Origin of the sequence: Flagellimonas hymeniacidonis, from assembly GCF_008040165.1 — a bacterium.
GTDB lineage: Bacteria > Bacteroidota > Bacteroidia > Flavobacteriales > Flavobacteriaceae > Flagellimonas > Flagellimonas hymeniacidonis.
Window position 1 is genome coordinate 46143 of the sequence record NZ_VRUR01000002.1, and the last position, 15749, is coordinate 61891.

General features: G+C 38.0%; 15 protein-coding genes. 3 read left to right on the forward strand and 12 right to left on the reverse strand.

The annotated features are described in order from the left end of the window. The first annotated feature begins 2 nt into the window (after positions 1–2). A complete protein-coding gene (locus tag FVB32_RS09040) occupies positions 3–1457 on the forward strand; it encodes a DUF389 domain-containing protein (RefSeq protein WP_147743486.1) in 1455 nt (484 codons plus the stop codon). A gap of 3 nt (positions 1458–1460) precedes the next feature. Here the strand turns inward: FVB32_RS09040 and FVB32_RS09045 are convergent, their stop codons facing one another. Beyond that, positions 1461–2228: an ABC transporter ATP-binding protein gene (locus FVB32_RS09045; protein ID WP_147743487.1), complete on the reverse strand. Its 768-nt coding sequence runs from the start codon at positions 2226–2228 to the stop codon at positions 1461–1463. After that, on the reverse strand, positions 2228–2965 hold the full coding sequence (locus tag FVB32_RS09050) for an MlaE family ABC transporter permease (protein WP_147743488.1): 738 nt from the start codon (positions 2963–2965) through the stop codon (positions 2228–2230). The genes FVB32_RS09045 and FVB32_RS09050 overlap by 1 nt, the downstream gene beginning before the upstream one ends. A gap of 118 nt (positions 2966–3083) precedes the next feature. Between FVB32_RS09050 and pafA the strand changes: the two genes are divergently transcribed. After that, positions 3084–4754: an alkaline phosphatase PafA gene (pafA, locus tag FVB32_RS09055; protein ID WP_147743489.1), complete on the forward strand. Its 1671-nt coding sequence runs from the start codon at positions 3084–3086 to the stop codon at positions 4752–4754. A 17-nt stretch (positions 4755–4771) separates the two neighbouring features. On the opposite strand, the gene FVB32_RS09060 is transcribed toward pafA, so the two are convergent. The 8 genes from FVB32_RS09060 to gcvP all read right to left on the reverse strand — a co-directional run bounded on the left by FVB32_RS09060 (position 4772) and on the right by gcvP (position 14001). Further along, positions 4772–5608: a hypothetical protein gene (locus FVB32_RS09060; protein ID WP_147743490.1), complete on the reverse strand. Its 837-nt coding sequence runs from the start codon at positions 5606–5608 to the stop codon at positions 4772–4774. Between the two features lie 318 nt (positions 5609–5926). Then, entirely contained in the window at positions 5927–6778 is an 852-nt protein-coding gene (locus tag FVB32_RS09065) for an SH3 domain-containing protein (RefSeq protein WP_147743491.1), read from the reverse strand. 127 nt (positions 6779–6905) lie between these two features. Further along, positions 6906–7886, reverse strand: a complete 981-nt coding sequence (locus FVB32_RS09070) for a 2-hydroxyacid dehydrogenase (protein ID WP_147743492.1) — start codon at positions 7884–7886, stop codon at positions 6906–6908. A 93-nt stretch (positions 7887–7979) separates the two neighbouring features. Beyond that, positions 7980–8420, reverse strand: coding sequence for a hypothetical protein (locus FVB32_RS09075; RefSeq protein ID WP_147743493.1), 441 nt, complete (start codon positions 8418–8420; stop codon positions 7980–7982). 137 nt (positions 8421–8557) lie between these two features. Further along, the gene (locus tag FVB32_RS09080; RefSeq protein WP_147743494.1) at positions 8558–9403 is read right to left on the reverse strand and encodes a glycosyltransferase family 2 protein; all 846 of its coding nucleotides are present in this window, start codon (positions 9401–9403) and stop codon (positions 8558–8560) included. A 3-nt stretch (positions 9404–9406) separates the two neighbouring features. Then, a complete protein-coding gene (locus tag FVB32_RS09085) occupies positions 9407–9925 on the reverse strand; it encodes a methyltransferase domain-containing protein (protein ID WP_147743495.1) in 519 nt (172 codons plus the stop codon). Next, positions 9926–10984: a 3-oxoacyl-ACP synthase III family protein gene (locus tag FVB32_RS09090; RefSeq protein ID WP_147743496.1), complete on the reverse strand. Its 1059-nt coding sequence runs from the start codon at positions 10982–10984 to the stop codon at positions 9926–9928. It abuts the gene before it with no gap. Positions 10985–11148: 164 nt separating this feature from the next. After that, a complete protein-coding gene (gene gcvP / locus FVB32_RS09095) occupies positions 11149–14001 on the reverse strand; it encodes an aminomethyl-transferring glycine dehydrogenase (protein WP_147743497.1) in 2853 nt (950 codons plus the stop codon). A 125-nt stretch (positions 14002–14126) separates the two neighbouring features. Between gcvP and FVB32_RS09100 the strand changes: the two genes are divergently transcribed. Beyond that, positions 14127–14951, forward strand: a complete 825-nt coding sequence (locus FVB32_RS09100; RefSeq protein ID WP_147743498.1) for a UbiA prenyltransferase family protein — start codon at positions 14127–14129, stop codon at positions 14949–14951. Here the strand turns inward: FVB32_RS09100 and FVB32_RS09105 are convergent. Next, the gene (locus tag FVB32_RS09105; protein ID WP_147743499.1) at positions 14948–15178 is read right to left on the reverse strand and encodes a hypothetical protein; all 231 of its coding nucleotides are present in this window, start codon (positions 15176–15178) and stop codon (positions 14948–14950) included. The genes FVB32_RS09100 and FVB32_RS09105 overlap by 4 nt on opposite strands. 2 nt (positions 15179–15180) lie before the next feature. Next, complete coding sequence (locus tag FVB32_RS09110; protein WP_147743500.1) at positions 15181–15735, reverse strand: sigma-70 family RNA polymerase sigma factor; 555 nt, start codon at positions 15733–15735, stop codon at positions 15181–15183. Positions 15736–15749: the final 14 nt, after the last annotated feature.

Here is a 15749-nt window from a genome sequence, read left to right on the forward strand (position 1 = left end):
ATATGAGTGAATATTTGTTTGATGGGGACAAGACACCCAATCAAGATAGTGGCGAAGAAGTAAAAAAGGATTTTAAGGGCCTTTTGGGAAGCGTTAGAAGGTTTCTTTCGGACCTTTTGGAAATACGTACCAATACGGATGCTGCCGCTACAAAAGAATCCATAATTGCAGATATTCCCTTTAAAGGGCATACCTCTTGGATTCTTATCTGTTCCATTTTTATAGCCTCTATTGGGCTTAATGCCAATTCTACTGCAGTTGTTATTGGAGCGATGTTAATTTCACCCCTGATGGGCCCTATTTTGGGCATGGGGCTTTCTTTGGCCATAAATGATATTGATACGCTGCGGAGGTCTCTTAAGAATTTTACTGTGATGGTGGTCTTAAGTGTGGTTACGGCATTCTTGTTTTTCTATTTGTTTCCACTTCGCGATGAATCCTCAGAGCTTTTAGCAAGAACTAAACCAGATATCCGTGATGTTTTAATTGCCTTTTGTGGGGGTCTGGCCCTTGTAATTGCTCGTGCCAAAAAGGGAACTATTGCCAGTGTTATCTTCGGGGTTGCTATTGCAACAGCACTTATGCCTCCCCTTTGTACGGTAGGTTTTGGTCTCGCCATTGGTAAGCCTTGGTATGCGGCAGGGGCTATGTACCTGTTTACTATAAACACCATCTTTATTGGTTTAGCGACCTTTTTGGTCATTAAATTCTTACGATTCCCTATGGTGCGCTATGCCAATTCACAACGAAGGCGATTCATAGCCAGAGTAGCTTCCATAACAGGGATTTTGGTTATGATTCCGGCAGGATTTACATTTTATCAGGTTTTTCAGGAGTCATTGTTTAAAAAGCAGGCACAGGAATTTTTAAGGGAGACCATTGAAGTGTATCAGTTTAATTCTTCAGGGCGATATGTAGATAATTTGACCAAATTGGAGTACGTACAAGATGGAACACCATTAATAGAACTGGTCTGTATGGGAGATGAATTGATTCCTGAGAATATCATCAATACTTGGCGGGTTCAAAAAAATGAATACTCTAGGTTGAAAGATGCTGAGTTTCGAATTTTGCAAGGAGGGAAGGATGATTCGGAGGAGAAATTTAATTATGTAAGTGAGCTTTATGAGAAAAATAAGGCCGAATTATTAAACAAAGACGAGCAAATACGTTTATTGGAAGAAGAACTGGCCAGTTTAACCAAGAATGCCGGAAAACAGATTCCGTTTAACAATATTAGTGCCGAGACTAAAGCAAATTATACAAATATTGAAGGCTTGGGCTTTTCGTATCAAATACAGACCGACTTTAAAAAGCAAGATACCGTTCCTGTTTTTGAAGTGAAATGGAAAGATGGAATCAGACAAAATCAGAAAGAGGCGGATGTCAAAAAAATGACGGCTTGGCTAAAACTGAGACTTCAGGACTCTACCCTTGTGGTTAAGGAAGTAGAGTAAATATCAATTTCGTTCCTCAATATACATCTGGCGCACTTTTTTAAAGAGTTCCGAAGAGTATACAAAATTGGTCACAGCCTCATTGTCGGTTTTAAAAATTTCTTTATTTGTGCCCTCCCATTCCTTGAAACCATCTTTTAAAAAAATAATCTTTTCACCAATTTCCATTACAGAATTCATATCATGGGTATTGATAATGGTAGTGATGTTGTATTCCTTGGTAATCTCTTGAATTAGATTATCTATTAAAATAGCTGTCTTAGGGTCTAAACCTGAGTTGGGTTCATCGCAAAACAGATATTTGGGATTCATAACAATGGCTCTTGCAATGGCAACCCTTTTTTTCATCCCCCCAGAGATTTCCGAAGGAAACTTTTTATGGGCATCAATAAGATTCACCCGTTCCAGTACAAAATCTACACGATCTTGCATTTCTGCCTTAGATTGTTTGGTAAACATGTCTAATGGGAACATCACATTTCCTTCAACCGTCATCGAATCAAACAATGCGCTTCCTTGAAAAACCATGCCCATTTCTTGTCTTAAATCGCGCCGTTCACTGTTAGAAAGCTCAGAATAAAATTGGCCATTATAACAAATCTGGCCTTCTTCAGGTTCAAATAATCCCAAAAGACATTTTAAAAAGACTGTTTTTCCCGAACCGCTCTGCCCAATGACCAAATTGGTCTTTCCGTCTTCAAAAGTGGTGCTAATGCCCTTAAGTACATGGGTATCTCCAAACGATTTATGAACATTTTCGACTTCAATCATCAGCCTAACATTAATTGTGTAAGTATATAATTAAGAATAATGATGATAACACTGGTCCAAACAAATGAGGTGGTACTGGCTTTCCCAACTTCCAAAGCTCCCCCACGCATGTAAAAACCATGATACGATGGAACCGTGGCAATCACAAATGCAAATACAAGCGTTTTGATAAATGCGTAGGTTACATGGAACGACTCAAAGTCTAGCTGTAATCCCTTAATAAATTCTCCGCTGGGAGCATAGCCACCAAAAACTGCAGCAACCCATCCACCTAAAATACCAACATACATAGCAATTGCAACGGCAAAAGGATACATGAACATGGCGATTATCTTAGGAAAAACCAGATAGTTTAATGAATTTACACCCATGACCTCCAAGGCATCTATCTGCTCCGTAACCCGCATAGTGCCAATACTTGAAGTGATATACGAGCCTACTTTTCCCGCCATAATGATGGAAGTGAAGGTGGGCGCGAATTCTAATATTACAGATTGTCTTGTAGCAAAACCGATAAGACTTTTGGGCAAGAACGGGCTATTTAGATTTAAAGCAGTCTGTATGGTAACAACTCCTCCAATAAAAAAGGCGATAAAAATGATAATACCCAGAGAGCCGAATATCAACTCATCGATTTCTTTTAAAATCCGGGATCTCATGATTGGCCATTTGGTTGGTTTTTTAAATACTTCCCATACCATGATGAAGTATTTTCCAATCGCTTCAAGATAATTCATGCACTAAAAATAGACTTGCGACCATAAAAGTAAGAATATTGCAGTGCATTTAACCTTCATTTAAAAGATTAAAAGGTATAAATGAATAGTTTTGCTTTTGTTTATTCAAATATTATTCATGAAAAGAATCGACCTATTATCTCTTTTGTTAACCCTTCTAGTGGCAGGGACATCTGTAGCACAGCGTAAAGGGAAGAATTTACCAACACAGAAACCAGTAGAAATTGCGCAATCCCCTAAATTGGTAGTGGGAATTGTTGTAGACCAAATGCGATATGATTATTTGACCCGATTTTGGAACCACTATGGGCAGGGCGGATTTAAACGTTTAGTGGGTGATGGATTTAATTGTAAAGACCATCATTTTAATTATGCCCCAACAAGTACGGGACCGGGCCATGCTTCTGTTTATACTGGGACAACGCCAGCAACCCATGGAATTATTGGAAATGATTGGTATGATAAAATCCAGGATAAAGAGGTCTATTGTGCTGGTGATGATAACTACAAATCTATAGGCACCTTCTCCGATGCTGGAAAAATGTCTCCACATCGTTTAATCACTACTACCATAACAGATCAATTGCGATTGCATACTCAGAAAAGAGGGAAAGTCATTGCAATTGCTTTAAAGGATCGAGGTGCTGTATTACCAGGGGGACATACTGCCAATGCGGCTTATTGGTTTGAAGGAGGAGACTCCGGCCAATGGATCAGTAGTTCCTTTTATATGCAACAACTTCCAAAATGGGTGGTTGATTTTAATGCTTCTACCAAGGTAGAGGATTATAAAAAACCATGGACAACCCTGAAAGATATTAATCTGTATTTGGAAAGCGGACCAGATAACAATAGGTATGAAGGGGTGTTTGAAGATGAAACCACACCTACATTTCCGCATAGTACTCCAAATCTGTTGAGCAAAACCAAGGATTTTGAAATTTTAAAATATACGCCCTATGGAAATAGTATTACCGCAGATTTTGCTTTAGAAGCGCTTGAAAAAGAAGATTTAGGTACAGACGCAATAACCGATTTTTTGGCTATCAGTTTTTCTAGCACTGATTATATTGGACACAAATTTGGGGTGAATTCCAAGGAAGTTCAAGATGCGTATTTACGATTGGATCTTGATTTGGAAAGAATACTAAAAACATTGGATGCAAAAGTTGGGGTTGGACAATATACCGTCTTCTTAACGGCAGATCATGGTGCTGTTCATGTGCCAGCTTACCTAAAGGATCAAAAAATACCAGCTGGGTACCTTGATCAGGAGGCGGTAAGAACGAAATTCAATGAATTTTTAAAGTATAAATATGGTACTACGGATGTAGTAAAAAGAATAAGTGATTTTCAAATTTTTCTAGATAGAAAAGTGATTCATAATCTAGACATGGATTTGGATGATGCCCAGGAAGAAATTGCTTTTGAATTGTTGGGTTACGAAGGCGTAAATGAAGTCTATACGGCATATCAACTGTGGAAGAACGAGTATACCTCAGGCATTCCATATTTATTGCAGAACGGTTATAATCAAAAGAGGTCTGGGGATGTGTTAATGGTACAAGCTCCTGGGTTTGCACATTATGCATCAACCGGATCTACCCACGGCTCCCCTATGATCTATGATACACATGTGCCTTTATTGTTTTATGGAAAAGGAATAAAAAAGGGTAGTACAGCCAACCGTACGGAAATTCCTGATATTGCTCCTACTGTTGCCACTTTATTGGGGATAGCATTTCCAAATGGAACTACCGGAAAGCCTATTGCTGAGGTGTTGGAGTAAAAGACCACTACTTTGACTTACACATGTCCAATTAGTTTTGCTTCAATCCATTTTTTATAGATGAAAAACTCAACTAATGGTAAACCCATAATTCCTAATAATAGGATGAGAAGTGATTTTATCATTGATTGATATTGATAATCTAACAAAGAGACAAACCATATTGTTAGTCTGTCTTTTATGGCCAATTCAATATCGTTATGTCCGATGTCAAGCAAAAAATCTATTGCTGTACTAAACTCTTCATAAGATATTGATTCCATAATCGCATAATCGCCTGTTTTATGATGACTAAGCAGTCCATAAACACATATTTTGTAAATGTCTTTCTGGTATTTTTCGACCAGATAGGTAGTGGTTTTGTTGTTGCTTTTGTCTATTGGAGAAATCCCACTATCTGGATCCAATAGTTTATTTTTCATAGATTCGGCAAACCAGTTGGAGCCTTTCGTGGCATCTTTTGCCGCTATTTGCATCCATTTTAGAAATTCACTTTTACTTTGTTCTGATTCAAAAGCTAAACCAAGAGTTTGTTCATATATACTCGTTACAATCCGGGATTTTTCTTTATTTAAAACCACATATACTCCTCTTAAAAAACCAATTTGGCCAAAAACGTAAAGACATACACCAATGAGTATTGGGATGTATAGTTTAACTGCCCAATTGTAATATTTGGGTATTCTTTTGAAAACTCTTTTCTTGGATAAAAGAATAACGAAAATAATGGATAGAAGAAATCCGACGATTACAAATAGAATCGTATTTAACACTAATGTGCCCATGTGGGGGAGTATGGTATCTTTGGTAATTTCCCAAATTAAGCCCCATTCAATTTTTCCTATGTCATCCACATTTTACTTTTAGGCTATCGAGATGCAATCTTAAGATGCGGTTCTATTCTCAAGCATCCTTGCAGTTGTAAGTTAATCCTCTGTTCAATCTTTAAATCAAAACTAAGATGATCTTTGAGCCTAGTGTTTTTGGCATAAAGAAATATTTAATCTTGCTTGACCTAAAACCTTTGGATAAAACTAGTACCATCTCAGAAAATATTTCCCCAAAGTTTATGGATTATTGTTTTGGATTTACCAATGGTCAATTTTGAAAATGGTGTTCCTAATGGAACTACAGGGAAGCCTATTGTGAAGGTGTTGGAATAAAAAAGATTTTTAGCACCCCGAGGGAAGTGTAAATTTTATTATTTTGGATGTAATTTGACCAGTTTTATCTGTCAGATTAATTTTTAAGAATATCCTGCTTATGGATACTCCACTTGGATATTCGTTCACGTCTTTAATATCAGAGATTAGATTGCTCCATCGCTCCCCACATTTTTCACGTACCACGGCTTTTAATTCGGACATATCTATGGGAATGAATTTATCCTCATTTATCCATGGATATTTTAACGTCGTAAAACTTTGGCCAGTTTTATTGTAAGGAATTTTTATCCATTCGGAATAATAATGCTTCCATTCCGTTAAGTCGCAATATGCGCCTTCATTACCTTCACCCATAATAAAGACACTGTTTTCGTATTGCTGAAAAATTTCGATTGATTTATAGTTATGGGTTATAATTTTTATGCGTTTGTTTTGAGGATTGCCTCCAAATTCAAAATCCAAATAAACATGGGCTATATCCTTATGGGTTTCCTCAAATGCTTCAAAATATATGTCTTCCATCACCAAGGTAAAATCTTCAAACATAATCACCCCTTTTTTGGTTAAATAACCACTGAATACATAACCGGACAAAGATTCTGAATTTGCTTCAATACCCACTACTTTAAGCCATTGTCCGTAAATAGCTTCACCATTGTCCCAAATGGTGAGTCGAATTCTAGTATGTTCCAACACTTCAACCTTTTCATCATAATCAAATTTGCCTAGTCTTTCGGATTCTTTATCAGGACTTTTCCTTACAATTAAGCCATTGGGTGCATCAACATGAAATATGTCTTGTCCGTAAAAGGTACAGGAAAAGAGTATTACATATAATTGTACTGCTAATTTTCTCATTGTAAATAAAAGTACTTTCTTTTATGGTCATCAAGTGTGAAAATTGATGGATGCCTATTTTGGGCTGATTGATGCCCATTTAGGGCAATGCCCTATATGAATAGATTCTAAAATTGAAGAGAAGAATTTATAGCACCTCAGGATTAACTATAAAAGGCACCTCTCCTTTTTCATAAAAACTGATAATGTTAGTAGCTGCCATTTTAGCCATTTCTTCCCGTGCAGTAATAGTAGCAGAGCCAATATGGGGCAGTACACATACATTTTCCATAGTCAGAAGCGGATTATTCGGTTTCATGGGTTCTGGATTGGTCACATCCAGACCAGCTCCCCAAATATTGCCATTATTTAGCGCATCGATTAAATCTTTTTCGTTATGAACTCCTCCACGGGCTGTATTTATAAATAATGATGTGGGCTTCATTTTTTCAAAAACCGATTTATTGAAAATGCCTTGAGTTGAAGGTGTTAGGGCACAGTGAACAGAAATCACATCACTTTGGGATATCAATGTATCAAAATCAACCAATTTAGCTTCTATTTGGTCTTCTGCATTTGGATTGGCAGTTCTGTTATGGTACAGGATTTCCATATTATATGCCCCTTTGCATCGTTGAGCCATAGCCATGCCAATTCGTCCCAACCCCAAAATTCCAAGTGTTTTATCTTTTAGTTCCAAACCCAGATGTCCTACAGGATCAAAGTAACCCCATTTGCCATTCTTTATTTTTTGGTTCATAAAAAACATTTTGCGTGCGGTTGCAATCATCAATCCAAAGGCGATATCTGCGGTGGCTTCAGTCATGGCATTGGGGGCATAACCAATGGGAATTCCCAATTTTGTAGCCTGTTCAACGTCTATATTGTCATAACCAACAGCATATTGAGTGATGATATCCAAATGCGAGCAGGCATTTAGAAAAGTACTGTCAATCTTATCTGTTAAAGTGCAGAAAAGCGCATTGCAACTTTGGGCAGCTTCAATCATCTGACCATATGGCATGGGCTGTTCTTTGTCCCAAGCTATGACTTCATAACCAGCATCTTCTAAAAGTTGTGTTGCCAGTTTTGGAAAAATTCGGGTTAGGAGTACTTTTTTCTTGGTCATTCTTTTTTTGGATGGATTTTAGTCTAAAGGTATCAACTAGAATTTTTAAAAGCGCTTTTACATGATATTTTTAAATAGAAGAACTTTTTAATACTATTTTGGTAGTTCAAAAGCATTTTCCAGTAAGTCTGGGGTCAAAGTATATTCATAAACACGAGTGTCAATTTCTGAGAAAATAGTTTTTTCTTTATCTAGTCTTGTGAAAATTTTAGCATCCTCAATAAAGCAAAGTCCCTCTACATGAACAATCGAACCATGGCAACGGTAACCTTGGTTTGTGTTGGGAATTCTAATTTCAAGAAACCCTCCGCAGAGACCTGTAGGGATACTTGGAGAAGTGCTATATGAACATTCAAATGTACCGTTATTTGGCACTAATTCTGTTCGCCCAAAATCTGAAGTGATCTCAATTAAAGTACCAGTTTTATTTTTCAGAATGTACGTATAAATATATGTTTCATCCGAAGTATCTATTATAATACCACATGAGAGGTAAAGGACCATTTTGGTTAATATGATATATTTCTTGATCATTTTATATGGGTTTTATACTATTTCTACCAAGAAGATATTCATACAAACAAAAGAAATGACCAAGAATTGACGAATGAGTGGTTTAGACTGATTGATGTAAGAAACAAGTTGGATTTTCCAACAGAGCTAAAAGGAAATCAAATTATTTTAGTAAAAATTCCTTTCCACCGATATTTTCGGATAAAAGCGCCCTCATTCTTAGTGACAAATCTTGGAATCCGTCGTATCATAGCTCTTAGGTAACCCAAAATTATTTGAAGATATAGTCTTAGACTTTTTGCCTGCCATGCCATTTTTAGGGCAGCTATTTTGGTCAAAACAATGCCATAACGCATTTTGTAGAGTGCTTTACCTTTAGTTTGGTAGTTTTTGGTGCTGTATCCGTGACCAGTAGGGCGTAGGTGCTTTATTTTTAATGTGGGGTCGGTTAAGGTCTCAAAATCATGATACTTGGCAAGTAGAATGTCTACCGTATCCCATCCAACACCAGGGCGTAGTCCCTCAATTTTATTAAAACAGGCTTTGTGGTATAGTTTTATGGGCCCCCTAATATGGTTCTTGTCCGCAATGGCTTCATACACCCAATCATCATCCTTTTTAATATAGAGTAGACCAGAACACATGCCCAGTTTCCAATTGCTTTGAAAATGGTTCAGGATAGATTCAAAATAATTTGGAGGCAGTATAATATCAGCATCAAACTTGCCTATCAAGTCATAATCCGAAACGTGCCGCAGGCCAAAATTGAAAGTATCCACTACTTTTTTACCAGGAATATGTTCATCCACTGAACTTCTTTGTAATACTGTTATCCAACTATACTTTTTTGCATAATCGGATGCAATTTCAAATGTGCGATCACTAGAATTATCATCTACCACAATGACTTCATCTGGAATATGAGTTTGGTCAGCAAAAGAGTCTAAGCATGCCGAAAGATAGGATGCTTCGTTATGGGCAGGGATGATAATACTTATTCGCATATGCTAGCGCTCTGCATAAACAATATAATATCTTGGAGTAAAGAGGCGCAATAAGGGCCTTATGCCTATCTTTTTGGTAGGGTTGGTCCATTTGGCTGAATCTTTAATAGTCCAACCAGCTTTTTCCAGAAGCCAGTCAAACTGCCAATCCTCAAACTCATGGTAGTGTCTGTCCCATGGGTCTGTTTTACTTCTGTATGCTGACGAAAACCATAGTCTCATGGGAATGCTGGCTACGAGCTTCTTTGCTTTTGCGTCCTTCAATACATTAAAAGGAGCTATTAAATGTTCAAAAATTTCGAAAGCAGTTATTACCTCAGCATCGGAAGCGCTAACTTTTTCAAAATCGATATCCAAGTCTTCCCCACCAGTATTCTCCACCTGATATCCATGGGATTTCATAATCTCAGAAAATGGATTTTCTACCCCTAAATCCAAAATAGATTCGGAAGTGGAGATATGTTTTTGCAAAAATGCTAGGGTATGTCGGTATCTTTTATTGGGAAAATTGTTTTCGTACATCTAATATTTGTAAACCATGGCATTGATATTCATACCAGCGCCAACGCTTGCAAATATAATAACATCTCCCTTTTGTAGTTGGTGATTTTCAAGTTCTCCGTTCCTAACCAAATCATATAGGGTGGGTATGGTAGCCACAGAACTGTTACCCAATTTATGAATGCTCATGGGCATAATGTCCTCTGGGATGGCTTTCCCGTATAATCGGTAAAATCGTTTAACAATCGCTTCATCCATTTTTTCATTGGCTTGGTGAATAAAGATTTTTTTCACTTCATCAATGGGAACACCACTTTCATTTAAACAGTCCGCCATGGCCTGAGGCACATGGGTACAAGCAAATTCATAGATTTTACGGCCGTGCATCTTTATATAGCGGGTGTTCGGACAGCCTTCGTTATTATAGGTTTTATCAAAATATAAGTAAAATGCTTCCCCATTGGCATGGGTGACCGAGTCGTGGGATAAAATTTCACCTGAATCAGGATTGGCTTGTAAAATGCATGCACCAGCTCCATCGGAATAGATCATGCTATCACGATCGTGTTGATCTATGACTCTGGAAAGTGTTTCTCCACCAATGATTAAGCATTTTTTAGCCATTCCACTTTTGATGAACGCATACCCTTGAATGACTCCCTCTATCCAGCCTGGACACCCAAAAATCATGTCATAAGCGACACATCTTGGATTTTTGATTTTCAGCAAATGCTTAACCCTCGTAGCCAAACTTGGCAAGGTGTCTCCTTGAATTTCACCATGATTGAGGTCGCCGAAATTATGAGCGAAGATGATATAATCCAATTCTTCCTTGTCTATTCCAGCATCTTCAATGGCTTTTTCAGCAGCAAGGTACCCTAAATCCGAATTTTTAAGCTCTGGCTTTGCGTACCGTCGTTCTGCAATTCCGGTTATGGATTTGAATTTTTCAATGATAACTGTATTGTCATGACCAAAGGCAGTACCATCCGTTCCCAAAAAATCATGCTCTAAAAAAGCTTCATTTTTTGTAACAATAGATGGAATATAGCTTCCTGTGCCCGAGATGCCAATTTTCATGTGGAGGTTTTAAGGGTACAATTTAAGGTATAAAAAGGCTAGCTGTTATGCATGCATAATATACCCTACGATGTCCAAGCTAACTTTTATTTCAGATTGCATATAAAAGCGCCTTGGTCTGTAGTGCAAATCAAGGCGCTTTAGTAGTATGAATAGGGGCTTAGCTATACTTCTGCGTAGGCTTCAATTGGGGCACAGGTACAGATTAAATTACGATCCCCAAAGGCTTCATCCGTTCTCCGTATGGTAGGCCAGAATTTGTTCTCCAGAACATAAGGTAACGGAAATGCAGCTTTTTGTCTGCTATAGGGGTAATTCCATGAATCGCTTGTAATCATTTCCAAAGTATGAGGTGCATTTTTGAGCACATTATTTGGCTCATCCTGGCTAGCTTCATCAATTTCTTCACGGATAGAAAGCATGGCGTTACAAAACCTATCTAATTCTGCAAGACTTTCACTTTCTGTCGGTTCTATCATAATGGTTCCAGCCACGGGAAAAGATACCGTTGGAGCGTGAAATCCATAATCCATTAGTCGTTTGGCTATATCTGTTACCTCAACGCCATGGGCCTTAAAGGGTCTGCAATCAATAATCATCTCATGTGCTGCTCTTCCTTTTTCACCAGCATAGAGCACATCAAATTTTCCTTTGAGTTTGTCTTTGATGTAGTTGGCATTTAAAATGGCAATTTTAGTGGCATCTGTTAACCCTTCTGCCCCAAGCATTTTAATATATCCGTAGGAAATTAAACAAGCCAAAGCGCTTCCCCAAGGAGCTGCTGAGATGGCCGTAATGGCTTTTTCTCCACCAGTTTCTACCACTGGATTGGTGGGGAGAAATGGTTTTAATTGCTCAGCTACACAAATAGGTCCTACTCCGGGGCCACCACCACCATGAGGAATAGCAAAAGTCTTATGAAGGTTTAAGTGACAAACATCAGCTCCAATAGTTGCGGGATTAGTCAGTCCTACTTGGGCGTTCATATTGGCACCGTCCATATACACCTGTCCACCGTGTTCGTGAATCAATTTGGTGACATGAACTATAGAGGATTCAAAAACCCCGTGTGTTGAAGGGTACGTTACCATCAGCGCGGCAAGATTTTCAGAATGGAGCTGCACTTTTTCTTCTAAATCTGCGACGTCAATGTTTCCTTTTTCATCCGTTTTGGTCACCACTACTTTCATGCCGGCCATTACAGCCGAAGCTGGATTGGTACCATGTGCAGATGCTGGAATGATACAGATATTTCGATGATCTTCGCCTCTAGATTCGTGATAAGCTCTAATGGTCATTAAGCCTGCATATTCACCTTGCGCTCCAGAATTTGGCTGTAAGGAAGTAGCTGCAAAACCGGTAATGGTGGTCAATTGTGATTCAAGTTCTTTAAGAACTTCTTGATATCCTTCAGCTTGATTTAAGGGCACGAAAGGGTGAATATTGCCCCAATTTGCCCAGCTTAAGGGAAGCATCTCCGAAGCCGCATTAAGCTTCATGGTGCAACTTCCCAAAGAAATCATGGAGTGGTTCAATGCCAAATCCTTACGTTCTAATTTTTTGATATAACGCATCAATTCTGTCTCGGAATGATAAGAATTGAAAACTTCATGTTCCAAAAAAGGCGTTTGGCGTTGAAGTGTAACCGGAATCGCTTCTTTAAGTTGAGTGGTCTGCGATATATCCTTTGAAATACCCTGAGATTCTGTAAAACAGGAAATCAGAAGTTTTAAATCATTATTCGAGAAAGCTTCATTCAAGGAAATAGATACTGTTTCCGCATCGATATAATTTAAATTTATTCCTTTGTTCTCCGAAACTTGTTTTAGTTGTTCAGCATTGGAAATATTAACTTCTATAGTATCAAAAAAAGCAGAGTTAGTTTGTTTAAAACCAAATGTTTCAAGGGTTTGGGCTAGTGCCTTAGTCTGAGTGTGAACTTTATTTGCAATATATTTTAAGCCATTTGGACCATGATACACAGCATACATGCCTGCCATGACTGCCAATAAAACCTGAGATGTACAAATATTGGAAGTGGCTTTATCTCTTTTTATATGTTGTTCCCTAGTTTGAAGGGCCATACGGAGGGCAGGATTACCATCAGTATCTTTTGTTACCCCAATAATTCTTCCGGGAATACTTCTTTTATAGTCTTCTTTTGTGGCAAAAAAGGCTGCGTGAGGGCCGCCATATCCTAATGGAATTCCAAAGCGTTGTGTGGTACCCACGACTACATCAACGCCCCATTCCCCAGGTGGGGTTAGCAATACCAAACTTAAAATGTCTGCAGCTACCGCTACTTTTATATCATTGGCCTTCGCTTTTTGAACAAACTCAGCATAATCATGAACTTGGCCATGCTTCCCTGGATATTGTAACAGCGCTCCATAAAACTCGCTCGAAAAATCAAAATCTTCGTGATTTCCCACCACCAGTTCTATATTCAAGGGTGTTGAACGTGTCTGTAATAAACTGAGGGTTTGTGGAAGCACTTCTTCGGAAACAAAAAACTTAAGGGCTCCGTCTTTTTTCTGTTGTCTGGATCTAATATCGAACAGCATGGTCATTGCCTCAGCTGCTGCGGTACTCTCATCCAATAAGGAGGCATTTGCCAATTCCATTCCCGTTAAATCGCAAACCATGGTTTGAAAATTTAACAACGCTTCTAGTCGCCCTTGAGCAATTTCAGCTTGGTAAGGAGTATAAGCCGTGTACCAGCCCGGATTTTCAAGGATATTTCTTTTGATTACAGAAGGTGTAAGGCTTTCGTGGTACCCTAAACCTATATAGGTTTTGTACACCTTGTTTTTTTCTGATAACCCTTGAATGTGGTTCAAAAACTGATGCTCGCTAATACCTGGAGGCAGTTGTAACGGAGCTTTTAGTCTGATGTCATCTGGGATGGTTTCAAAAATCAATTGCTCCATGTTTTCCACTCCAACGATTTCGTACATGCGTTGGAAGTCTTTTGCTGTAATGCCAATATGCCGAGAGGCAAACACTTCTGTATTCATATTAAATCTAATAAAGTGCACAAAATTAGGGATAAATTCAATGAAAATTGACAATTTTGATTGTTGTCAAATCAAAGTTGTTAACTACAAATGAACCTTTTTTGGCAATAGGAATATTTTGTTCAATGAATGGTTTAAAAGTTTTATTCAATTTTTATCTGGACGCCAGTATTCATGTGGCTTTATCAGTGATTTCCCTGGCAGCAATTACCTCTGTATTGTTAAACATTCCAGTTAATTTATTTCTAATTGGCTTCATTTTTTTTAGCACGATTGTGTGCTATAATTTTGTGAAATATGGTGTGGAAGCCGAAAAGTATCTCATTGTATCCAATGTTTACCATAAAAACATTCAAGTTTTCAGCTTTATCAGCTTTTTGTTGGCAATATATTTCTTAGCGAATCTTGATAGAAAAACATGGCTTGTTGTAGCTGGATTGGGATTAATATCAACACTATATGCCATTCCATTTTTACCTAAGGCCAAGAATTTAAGGAGTCTTGGAGGGTTTAAAATTTATGTTGTGGCTGTGGTATGGGTAGGATTTACTTCATTCTTGCCAGTATTGGACTTTAAAATGCCTCTTACGTATGATTTGTGGGTGCTGTTTGCTCAAAGATTTATCTTAGTGTTAATCCTCATTCTACCTTTTGAAATTAGGGATTTACAGTGGGATGATAAGAAACTAAAGACTTTGCCGCAAGTATTGGGCATTCAAAAAACAAAGATGATAGGGTTTGTATTGATTGCCCTATTTTGCCTCCTTACGTTTTTAAGAGATGAGGTTGCCCCATTGGAAATTATCATGCGATTATTTCTTGGAAGTCTTTTGATGGCAGTCTTTCTTTTGAACAATACCTTCAAAACCAATTACCTAGTTTCCTTCTGGATAGAAGGAATACCGATACTATGGTTTGGAATATTCTATAGTTTGGAAACGTTTTTTTAAAGATGCTTTTTTAAGTCTTTACGCATACTCTCTTTATCACTTTCTGAAAGCGTATTGAGATTTGCACGGTCGCAAAGAGAGGTCAACATAGTATTTTGTTTCGTGAATTTTGCACAAGTCCTGCACATTAAGATATGCACTCGAAGCTTAAAAAGTTCCCAAGAACCAGCTTCTTTGTATTGTGATCTGTTACATATATTCGAGGCCTCCTCGCATGAAATCTTCATAATTAATACCAATTTTGATTTAGACAGCCCATAAGGGCAGTTCGCGCCCTATGGATCATCACCCATAAGTTGGACGGATTAATTCCTAATTCATTACAAATATCTTCAGTGCTCATTCCTTGAATGGTTTTCATGTTAAAAACCAATGACTGCTTCTTGGGTAATTTCGAAATACATTCTTGAATGGCCAACCCTAATTCTTCATTTTCCAGCGTATTGTCACCATCTCTGCTAAAAGGGTCCGCAACTTGCTCCTCTAACCAATCCCCATCAGAGTCTGTGTTCGCATTATAATTCATGCGGACTTCAGCTTTTCCCTTTTTAGAGTTTATTTTTCTGTAATGATCAATCACTTTTCTTTTTAAGATAGCGATAAGCCATGTGCGTTCTGCTGCATCCCCTTTGTAATTTTTTGCGGAGTTTAGTCCTGCAAAAAAAGTTTCTTGCACTAAGTCCTTTGCAATTTCTGCATCACTCACACGTGCTACCGCATAGTTGAACAGATAATCTGCATATTGGTCTACCCAAGTTTCGGGTTTAAGTTCGTACGCTGCCATATTTTTTTCAAGAA